The organism is Verrucomicrobiota bacterium (genome assembly GCA_016871495.1).
Lineage (GTDB): Bacteria > Verrucomicrobiota > Verrucomicrobiia > Limisphaerales > VHDF01 > VHDF01.
This window is the reverse complement of record VHDF01000160.1, coordinates 1-5,133: the sequence shown is the minus strand read 5'-3', so window position 1 is coordinate 5,133 and position 5,133 is coordinate 1. Positions and strand designations below refer to the sequence as shown.

The 5,133-nt window shown below is 58.9% G+C and carries 4 protein-coding genes; 3 read left to right on the top strand and 1 reads right to left on the bottom strand.

Annotation, left to right across the window (positions count from 1 at the left end):
* Positions 1-101: 101 nt before the first annotated feature.
* Positions 102-491, top strand: coding sequence for a hypothetical protein (locus tag FJ404_19250; GenBank protein ID MBM3824988.1), 390 nt, complete (start codon positions 102-104; stop codon positions 489-491).
* Between the two features lie 241 nt (positions 492-732).
* Here FJ404_19250 and FJ404_19245 read toward each other — a convergent pair whose 3' ends face one another.
* The gene (locus FJ404_19245) at positions 733-1,683 is read right to left on the bottom strand and encodes a hypothetical protein (GenBank protein MBM3824987.1); all 951 of its coding nucleotides are present in this window, start codon (positions 1,681-1,683) and stop codon (positions 733-735) included.
* Between the two features lie 649 nt (positions 1,684-2,332).
* On the opposite strand from FJ404_19245, the gene FJ404_19240 reads away from it, so the two are divergent.
* Both FJ404_19240 and FJ404_19235 read left to right on the top strand, forming a co-directional pair.
* Positions 2,333-3,472, top strand: a complete 1,140-nt coding sequence (locus FJ404_19240; GenBank protein MBM3824986.1) for a LamG domain-containing protein — start codon at positions 2,333-2,335, stop codon at positions 3,470-3,472.
* A 67-nt stretch (positions 3,473-3,539) separates the two neighbouring features.
* Positions 3,540-4,349, top strand: a complete 810-nt coding sequence (locus FJ404_19235; protein ID MBM3824985.1) for a RidA family protein — start codon at positions 3,540-3,542, stop codon at positions 4,347-4,349.
* The last annotated feature ends 784 nt before the right edge of the window (positions 4,350-5,133 follow it).

The following is a 5,133-nucleotide window of genomic DNA, read 5'->3' as shown; positions in this document are numbered from 1 at the left end:
TGCAGACGGCGTTAAGCAACGCGGCGTTGCGACGTCACGGGTTTTGGATGCCATCCGACCTTGCGGCCACCGTGTGAAGGGCCGCTGCGTTCAACCGCCGGATGCGGAAAACCGCACGTCCGGTGGTGTGGGAGGGTGCCGGGGCGCAATCCCCGGCACCCGACCCGATCAGCAGACAGGGCTGTCTGCGTTACCACGACAACCCGGTCACCAACAACCTCTGGAGGCACCGTCCACTCGCCCACCTTGTTGTCGCCGGGAAATTGCAGCAACCGGCCCGCCGACTTCAATCGCCCACTCTGGTTGCCAACCAGGATCATCGGCCACTGCTAAGCTTGGCCGTGGTGCTCTTCGGCGATATCGCTGAGAAATTGTCCAAGAAGTTACGCGGCATGGACACGCCTTTCTACATGTCTATTCCTGAGTGTCTGGCGGCATCAGCGCCTACGCACCACCCGACCTTGGCGACCCGACGACTGAGCCCGCGCTAGACTGCTTCCGAAACGGCGGCACGCTCGACATTTCCTGGCCTTCGACGGCGAACGCCTTCGTGCTCAAGCAGTGTCTGGACCTGACCACCCCAAACCGGACCGTCATCACCAGCCCCGGAGTGACCTCGGCGAGCATTCCCCTGAGCCCTGGAGCCGGATTCTTCCTTCGGCGGAAGGAGTCTGAATTCGTCCTATAGCTTAGGGGCAGACATTGCGAACGAAGATGAGTTGGCAGCGGGTTCTACGAATACACCACTCCCTTATCCCGACGTCGTGCGCAAACCAATGCAGACAATGACAGAATCAGCAGCCCGAGAGACGCTCCAGTTTCCGGCACCCCTGTAGTCACCGGCACGAAGGATTTCGCATAGTCAACACCCTCAGGACTCAAAGCCGTAAAGGTCCCCGCAGGCAGGAGATTTCCATCAAACGAGACAGCAGACAGTCCAGCCCAGTAGAGGCTGTTCGCATAGTCAATATCGACGAATCCAGAGGTGCCATTTCTCGCGTGCATTTCGGCAAATGCCGAGGAGTTCATGTCGAAATCAATGCGGTGCCCGTATTGGAAGGTGATGTCGAAATCGAAGCGACCATCGACCAAGGGCAGAGAGTAGGATTCTGACGGATGGAGGGCATTGCCAACAGCACCTCGAAGAAGGCCACTACCTGACATTAAGTCAAAGGGGTTACCTACGAACTGAGCTCCACCACCTGGAAAACCAATACCGAAAATGAGCTGCCCTCCCCAACCGCGCGAATCGAAGCTTGAGCTTCCTTCGATGCTCCCTGGTATAAACAGGGAAACAGTCGCCCGCCCCGCTTTCCCTGCAAGCCCAGGAGCGTTGATGGTCATGGAATCCCGAAAGCGCGCTTGTGCACTGGCTTGGGAATTTGCATAGGGCTCGTGACCGAACAACCCTACTTTTGGGAGTGACTCGGCGGAGGCTTTGGCTTGAAGCTTAAAGACCCCGGTCTCCGCACTGGCATAAGCGTACGCGGATGAGCTGGCTCGAGCGATAGAATAGTGACTCGAACCGCTGACTTCACCAGCTTCGTTTTTCCGTTCTGAGGAAAAGTCAACGCCGCCAGCGGCAGTAGAAATCTGCACAGAGAAACTAGCTGCCTCCGCTGCAAGAGTCAGCATGATCGAGCCGATGGCGGATAAGAAAAATTGAGCAATGTTGGTTTTCATGTTCGCAAAAAGTTTACTTGGTTTCATCATGGCCGCCCTTCCTGGACTTATTGCTCGGTGCATTCACACAGGACGGTTCGATGGGACGATGCTCATCCATTTCCGCGCTTCGCGGTAGTGCCGTTCCTCCACTCAAATGTCATGGGTCCGCGCGCGATATTTATGACGGGTGTCATCCATCAAGATCGCCTTCTACATTGTTGAAGGAGCAGCGGGCGGAAGTTAGCGGCAAATAGTTCAGCTAAACCGAGCTTAACGAATTGGGATTCGGTAAAGCCTTCGAGAGCGAGATTCGGCAGGATCCTCTTTGTGCGCCGCCTCCGACCGTCACGCGAACTTGGGCGTGTCCTCAAGCGCAGCGAACTCCATAGTGTTTTTGAACCAATCCTTCCCGAATGCTTTTGCCCACCTTCGCCTAGCCGCAGCGGAATACCGCCGCCCGACCACAGGCTGTCAACCGTGACATTCATCACTAGCGGCGGGCGCGCGGGAAGGGGTGGGATCGACCCGAGTTGAATCCCCAAGTTCCAGCGCCGAATGCCGGTGAACGCCCGTCGCCGACAGCGCCCGCGTCCGCGCGTTCCGATTCTCGGCGCGCGAATCCCCTTGCTGCTCGGCACCGGAAAGGAGGGGGCCGCAGCCTGGGGCGCTGGTTGGTTCGATCGTGGTTGGCGGTTTCCGCACTCTGCCTTCTCTGGCTGTTGGTGTGGGCTTGGTACGCGCGACCGCTCGCCTCCTGGACCAAAGGGTGGGTGGGTTGGTGGACGGGCGACCGGATCGGCGCGCGGCCCTCTGGCACTGGAGCGTTGTGCATAACCCCGGCAACGAGATCGTAAACGTGGACGGAGACAAAGCTTTCCGGCACGGCGGTGAGCCAAGTGGCAGCCTTCTGGGATACTGGCGTGATCAGGAAATTCCGTGGTCCTGGGCGGCTTGGGTGCGGGTCGAGACTTCGGGAGGAACATGGAGTCCGATGGTGAACGGACGCGCCTTCACCAACGACCTCGTCATCGCATCCGCAAGCAACCAACAAACCTTCACATGGAGGCTTGGGTTCCGTCAGGGGCGACCTTTCGCATTTCTTATTGCGGGAGTGTCCGGCGGCGACCACCTGATGACGACGACTCGCAATCTGGTTGGACGTCAAGTGGCGCCTCCAGGCCAATGGATGCACCTGGCGTTCACCTCGGACGGGACACTAGCCCGGCTGTTTGTGAACGGGCAGATCGCGGCGGAGGAACGGGCGAAGAATCACAGTTCACCTCTTCTGGCGGCGTTCTCACTTTCCGGCAGTTTTGACGTCCAAGATGAACCGCGTTTGATCAACCAGCCCGTGCATGTGGAACACGACGACATCGTGTTGTGGGACCGAGTGGTCACCCCGGAGGAAATGAGGGCGCTAGCCTCCCATGGACGCGGTGGCTGGTGGCGGGAGGTGCGGCGCGCGGAATCGGCGGCGGCCATCGGTCACAAGGGTGCGCGGGCGCTGACGGTTTGCCTGCTGGTGCTGGGGCTCAGCACCGGAGCGAATTGGTTGCTCCGACGGGTGGAAATGTTCGCGACCGAGCTGCCGCGTGCCAGTTTCCGTCCGGTGTTATTGGTGCTGGTGATCGGAACGGTACTCACCGTGGGCGGAGCCTTGGCCGTCGCGACGCGCGGAAAGGCGGTGGATCGGGCGTGCTCGAAAGCTCAAGGAGCCGAGCGCGGCTGTCCGCCCCGCAGGTCATTTCTCGCGCTTCCTCCGAGGCATCGCCCCGCGAACTGGAGGAGCGCCCCCGATAATCCATGAGAAACCGATCCCCATCGGGGGCGTCGTCACGTTTCCGGTCGCGATTCCCTCCCACGGCGGATCCGGCTTGACTCCAAAGGAAAAGCACTTTTCCGATGCCGCTCCACGAGGCATGCTGCGGGGAAACATGCTCATCCATCACGCTGCCGGCCATTATGACTTCTTGAAAGGCATCGACCCCTACTCTTGCGGAGTCGTGGCCAAGCCAGGATGGGAAATCGCGCACGTCACAATGCCGTCGCTGGTTCCCTGGCAACAGGGCTTTGATTTCGTGGACGAATTCCTTCGCGGCGCGGGGCAAGGCCGGCTGGCTCTGTGTGCGATGGAATTGCGTTCGCCCGAACCTTTTTCAATGGCGGGTTTCATCGAATTCAACCGCAGTTACCGGGCGGTGTTGGAACAGTGGGGGGTACTCGTCCAAGGTGTGAATCCGGTCGCGCGGACGAACGTCGCGCCGATGACTCAGGCTCCGGCGTCAGTCTGCCTTCACGCCTTTTCCCACGTTCGCCCGAACCCGAAAATAAGACGACCCACCTTCGTGGTCGCGGGTGCGGGTGAACTTCGTGAGGGCACCCTGGAGTCCAATCGAATCATCCGGCGCGGAGAAACTTCGGCTGCGGCCATGCTGGAGAAGGCTGCGTATGTGCTCGACGTGATGGAAGAACGGTTGACGGGTCTGGGCGTCCACTGGAGCCAGGTCACGTGCGTCAACGTTTACACGATCCACCCCATGGACGCACCGCTGCGGGACCTCGTGCTGCGCCGACTCGGGCCTGCGGCACGCTGCGGGCTGTGCTGGCATGTGACGCGCCCACCGGTGCTTGAGATCGAATTTGAGATGGATCTGCGCGGTGTTCTTTCCGAAACGTGGCTGTGAGCGATGCGAATCAAGGGGATCTCTGCGGCAAACTGCCACTCCTGCCAAGGGGCAAGGGAACCCAAAGGCAGGCTGCGGCTGGATCCGCGGACGGACGCCCTGCGCGGCGGAGATTCAGGCTGGATAACCTAGGGACACAGGCGGATAACCTAGGGACAGACCAATTGAAAAATATTAGATCTCCCGATTGAAGTCCTAGAGTTGATCGAGCACGCCGGGATCGGCGGCCGGAGTTTTAAGTGGATCGCGTTGGGACTGGGAGAATGCACGATCGGGTTGAGGATCAGTTCCAAGTCATTCCAATTGAGATACTTGGTTTGCTCGATGTTCTGCGCGCCAAGAACAAAGCGCTCAGCTATTGAGACAGGATCTGTTGTCGAACGGCGGAGGTCTGTGAAATCCCGGCCACAGCCCAGGCAAAGATCAAGACCCCAGCGTGGTCGCACCGTTAAAGAGCTGGATCGGGATCTTTTGGAACGAAGGGATTTGGATGTGGAATGTTGCCTGGAGGTGGACTGGGTTCAATCGAGGCCAAAGCATCGGAAATCAATGGTGCACCGGGCGTTTGGAGAAAGAACAGAAGCTTGGGTAACCATTCCATCCACAATTTCGACTGTTGCCTGGCCACCGTTATTCCACATGTCCGTCCCTACTGAGATCCGCATAATATAGAGACATTTTTCTAGCTTTTCTGGATTTACCTTGTAAACTCCGTGCATGGGTAATCCACGTGGAGTAAAACGCGACTTCCAAGCGCTCGAAAACCGCCGTTTGGAGGCTTATC